The organism is Sulfurimonas sp., assembly GCF_032250635.1.
Taxonomy (GTDB): domain Bacteria; phylum Campylobacterota; class Campylobacteria; order Campylobacterales; family Sulfurimonadaceae; genus Sulfurimonas.
The window spans coordinates 1-4,719 of record NZ_JAVVFL010000170.1 but is presented as its reverse complement, the minus strand read 5'-3'; the positions used below and the strand labels follow the sequence as shown (position 1 = coordinate 4,719).

Genomic DNA, 4,719 nt, shown 5'->3' with positions numbered 1-4,719 from the left:
AAGAACACACAACCATATTTTAACTATTTGGTTGATAAATATATTATACGAAGGAGTAATCATGATAGAAATTATTGCTATTGTGTTGGTTGTTCTTTGGCTTTTGGGATTGGTGACTTCTCATACTTTAGGTGGGTTTATTCATATTCTTTTAGTTATTGCAGTCGTGGTGATTTTAGTTCGTGTTATACAAGGTCGACGTTTATAAAGTATAAAATTTATATCAGGAGGTTTTAGATGACAAAAAACATAGGTAAAGTTGACAAAGTAGCTAGAATTGTTATCGGAGTGATTTTCATTGTTCTTGGCATTATGACAGGTAGTTGGCTGGGGCTTATAGGAATTATTCCTATCGCGACAGCGGTTATAAATTGGTGTCCGCTTTATGATTTGCTCAAAATAAATACTTGCGAAAAGCCGTAGATTTTTTTATAATAAGCTCTTTGTAAATTAAATTCCCACATTCGTGGGAATTAATATCCCAAAATCAAATTAAAATTTTTCTAGCGTGGAAATAAAAAGATGTTTAAAAAGTTACTATCAAATAAGAGATACTACGGTGTTAACGATATAAGAGATGATGATGAACAGAAGTATTATCGAAGCAGTTTTCATAAAGATTACGACAGGGTAATATTTTCCAATTCTTTTAGAAGGCTCTCAAAAAAGACGCAGGTGCATCCGCTCTCAAAAAATGACCATGTTCACAACAGACTTACTCACAGCTTGGAAGTTGCAAGTGTTGGACGAAGTCTTGGGCTTAGCGCAGGAGAGTTTTTAAGCAGAAAATATTCTGAAGTAAAGATAGACCCTTATGACGTGGCATATATAATTCAGACGGCATGTCTTGCTCATGACATAGGAAACCCGCCATTTGGACATGCGGGAGAAGAGGTTATAAAAGAGTGGTTTGAGAGTAACAAAGAGAAAGGTTTTTTAAAAGAACTCTCAAGAGATGAGCTTGAAGATTTTGTTCATATTGACGGAAATGCACAGAGTTTTCGGATTGTAAGCCAGATAGAGAATAACCTTTTTTGTGGAGGAATGAGACTTACCTTTGCAACACTCGGCACTTTGGTAAAGTACCCTTATCCATCAAGCAGATGTGAACATCTTGGCAAATCAAAGTTCAACTTTTTTCAAAGTGAAGCCGAGTTTTTTAAAACTCTTTTTTTGGAGCTTGGGCTTGTCAAGATAGACGGCTCTTACAAAAGACATCCGCTCTCTTATCTTATGGAAGCCGCAGACGATATCTGCTACGGGCTTCTTGATTTGCAAGATGCGGTTGAGCTAAAAATAATCACGCTAGAAGATACAAAAAAGATTTTTACTCTTATCTGCGGCAATCAAGAAGTGCTGAGCATATATGAAGACGAGAACTATTCCGATATAAAAAAAGTTTCAAGACTCGTTGCAATCTCCATTCATAATCTGGCACTCCATACTATGGGTGTATTTGAGGATAATTTTGAGACGATTATAAGCGATAATCAGCCAAAAGATTTGATAGAGCTTTTTACAAATGAGGCGTATAAGAGTGCAATGCAAGAGGCAAAAACTCTTGCAAGCAAAAAGATATTTAACGAAAAAAGAAAGATAGAACTTGAACTCGGAGCATACAACATTATAGAGACTCTGCTTGATAACCTCATTCATGCAACTTACGACTTTTACAAAAAAGGCGATGAAACAAAATTACCCTTTAGATATAAACGAGCCTTAGAGCTTATGGGAGAAGACAGACCCAAAAAAGGGCAGAGTCTGTATATCATGTACCAAAGAGTGGTAGACTACATAGTAGGCATGACGGACAATCATGCAAAGTACGTTGCAAATCAGCTAAATGGAATGGGGGTTTGATGTGCAATATAGTGTAAATAATCAATCTCTAGTTATATGTTTGGCAGCTAAGTATCCGCTAGCCCATGCAAAGGCAAAGTTGTAGCCGCCGCGGCGACCTACTACATCTAGAACCTCTCCGCAGAAGTAGATATTTTTTTGTTTTAGTGATTCAAAAGTTTTTGGGTTTATCTCTGCAGTATCCACGCCGCCGCCTGCAACCTCTGAATGTCTGAAGCCGTGAGTGTCGCTTACATCAAAACGCCAATTTAATATCTGGTTTACTATCTTTTTGGATAGTTTTATGCCGATTTCATTACCGCATGTTGAGTGTAAGATATCGAGTTCTTCTAAAATTCCTGAGACTATTTTTGATGGGATAAGCCCGATAAGAATCTCGAAAATAGTTATTTTTGGATCTAATTCAGACATCTTGTTTATATGGTTTGAGAGTTTTTGCGCATTAAAAGCAGGAAGCAGGTTTATAGATATACTAACATGTATCCCCTCCGCCAAAGCAACACTGGCACCTTGAGAAATATCTAAAACTGCAAAACCAGAAACTCCGTAATCGCTAAAGAGAATATCCCCATTACATGTAAGCTCTTTTTTGTTGTTTATAAGCAGCGAGACTTCGCCCTCTGTTTTGGCTCCGCTCATTTTTTTAACAATATTAGAGTTCAGATGAAGTTGAACGAGAGAGGGATATGTAGGTATTATATTGTGTCCAAAAACTTCTGCAAACTCCAAGCCGTCTCTGTTTCCCCCAAGATGAGGTGCCGCCTCTGAGCCTGTTGCTATGACAACCGAATCATACTCGCCAAGCAGTTTTTTTATATCTTTGATTTTTGTATCCGTGTGAATATTTACGCCTAAACTTTTTGCATGACCAAGAAGTAAAGAAGCAACACTTTTTGCTTCATTGCTAAGCGGATAGACACGTCCGTCATCTTTGGCATCAAGCAAAAGCCCAATGCTTTGGCAAAATCTCTCAAACGCATCAAATCCAAACTCCTTAAGCGCAAACTCCATAAAAGATGGGTTTTGGCAAAAGTAATCGTCTGAGCTTAAGTTTTTGTTTGTAATGTTGCAGCGACCATTTCCTGAAACCAAAATCTTTTTTGCACATTTTGAGTTTTGCTCAAACAAGTCCACATGTACATTTTTTTTTGTACAAAATATCGCGCACGTTAAACCGCTCGCCCCACCGCCGATGATTGCTACTTTTTTCATTTTATTCATAAAGTGATTTTAGCACAATAAAATATCTATATAGTGATTTCTATATTTAAGCATTGTTGATTTTGTAGAGCCACTTGATATTGACGTGTTTTTAGTTGTTCTATATCTTGCACAAACTACCTTCTGGTTAATATGTATGTAAGTTTAGTGGCAATACAATACAGCATCGGCTGACTATGATTAGTTAGATTTAATTTAAAAAGGAGAGTTTATGAAAAAAATAGCATTGGCTGTTTTATTGGCAAGTGGTTTGATGGCTGCGGAAAATGCAGATTATTTCGGAATTAGTTTTGGAAATGCAGAACTTGGTGTAGACCTATCTGTTCCTGGTTTATCGGCAAGTACCGAGGTAGATGATAAACATATTAGCTTTACTCTTGGACACTATTATGAAGATACAGCTCGCGTGTGGGCTGGTTATTCATATGTTGATACAGATAGTGACGTAGATGATGCCGATGCTTTTTCTATCGGATATGATTTTATATTGCCGCTTGCTGAAAATAGACTTTCTCTATATGCGGATCCAGTAATAGGATATACAAGATATGAAGAACCGGGTATTGATATAAGCGGATTTCATTACGGTGCACAGGCGGGAGTAATTGTCCGTCTGATTGATAACATTGAGATTGAAGCTGGATACCGTTATCTTATGGAAACAGGCAGTGACACTGTAAATGTGTCAGGAATAGATGTGGACATTGATGCTGATGACCTTAAAATGTGGTATGTAGGTGCCAACCTTCGTTTTTAACTCTCTCTCAGTTCTCCTGTAAATTTCCCACATTTATCTGGGAAATTTATCTGTAAAAAGCAGTGAAATCTTTGAAACTTATTGGTAAATATCAGCTAATACTATAGCCCAAGTTACTACAAATACCGATATGCTTAAAAATACTATGGTGCTTCCTACGTCTTTTGCCCGTCCAGCCATATGGTGATGCTCCAGCGTAACCAAGTCAACGACTCTCTCAATAGCACTGTTGGTGGCTTCTGCTAAGAGCATTCCCATCAGAGAGATAAACATCAGGGCTTTGTGGACAAAAGTTGCATCTATAAATATAATCAGAGGCAGCAGAATCAGAGTTAAGATAAGTTCTATTTTAAAGGATGTCTCTGTTTTGATTAAATCTTTTAACCCATTTAGTGCATAACCCGTGTTTTTGAAAAAACTATATTTCGGCTGGTTTCGCAATATATATCCTTTGTTGTATTGTTATTAATGTGTCTATTACTAAAATAATCAGCCAAGCGATAAGCATTGTAATAATCGTGTGGCTAAAAAAGTGGTCACCAATTAACATTTTGTATATGCCCATGCCAAATCCGACACCTAAAGCAATTATAACAGCTCTTTTTTGATTTCTTTTGGTTTTAAATAAAAAAAAGAGCGAAAGCAAGGCAAAACCTCCGCTTGCATGTCCGGCAGGCCAGCATTTTATACTGCAGTTTGGATTATTTTGCATAAACTCCTGCGGATAACACTCAAATACATTTACATCCGGATATTTACCGTTAAAATGTTGAATATTTTTTGGACAAGGCATATTTGTTACAGCTTTGAGACTTCCGACGGACAAGGGCACTATTATAGAAGATAACAAGATAATTATCAGACCTTTTTTATACTCCAAC

General features: G+C 37.0%; 7 protein-coding genes. 4 read left to right on the top strand and 3 right to left on the bottom strand.

Annotation, left to right across the window (positions count from 1 at the left end; genetic code table 11):
- The 3 genes from RQ763_RS09635 to RQ763_RS09625 form a co-directional block, all read left to right on the top strand.
- Nucleotides 1-208 (top strand): lmo0937 family membrane protein (locus RQ763_RS09635; protein WP_314152653.1); only part of this gene is annotated, 208 nt, incomplete at its 5' end.
- Between the two features lie 29 nt (nt 209-237).
- On the top strand, nt 238-423 hold the full coding sequence (locus RQ763_RS09630) for a DUF2892 domain-containing protein (protein ID WP_294933093.1): 186 nt from the start codon (nt 238-240) through the stop codon (nt 421-423).
- Nucleotides 424-522: 99 nt separating this feature from the next.
- On the top strand, nt 523-1,860 hold the full coding sequence (locus tag RQ763_RS09625) for a deoxyguanosinetriphosphate triphosphohydrolase (RefSeq protein ID WP_314152652.1): 1,338 nt from the start codon (nt 523-525) through the stop codon (nt 1,858-1,860).
- A gap of 21 nt (nt 1,861-1,881) precedes the next feature.
- Here the strand turns inward: RQ763_RS09625 and RQ763_RS09620 are convergent, their stop codons facing one another.
- Entirely contained in the window at nt 1,882-3,072 is a 1,191-nt protein-coding gene (locus tag RQ763_RS09620; RefSeq protein WP_314152651.1) for an NAD(P)/FAD-dependent oxidoreductase, read from the bottom strand.
- Nucleotides 3,073-3,292: 220 nt separating this feature from the next.
- Between RQ763_RS09620 and RQ763_RS09615 the strand changes: the two genes are divergently transcribed.
- Nucleotides 3,293-3,838, top strand: coding sequence for an outer membrane protein (locus tag RQ763_RS09615; RefSeq protein ID WP_314152649.1), 546 nt, complete (start codon nt 3,293-3,295; stop codon nt 3,836-3,838).
- A gap of 78 nt (nt 3,839-3,916) precedes the next feature.
- Here RQ763_RS09615 and RQ763_RS09610 read toward each other — a convergent pair whose 3' ends face one another.
- Nucleotides 3,917-4,279: a diacylglycerol kinase gene (locus RQ763_RS09610; protein ID WP_314152648.1), complete on the bottom strand. Its 363-nt coding sequence runs from the start codon at nt 4,277-4,279 to the stop codon at nt 3,917-3,919.
- On the bottom strand, nt 4,257-4,719 hold a 463-nt coding region (locus tag RQ763_RS09605), incomplete at its 5' end, for a phosphatase PAP2 family protein (RefSeq protein WP_314152647.1). The genes RQ763_RS09605 and RQ763_RS09610, both read right to left, overlap by 23 nt.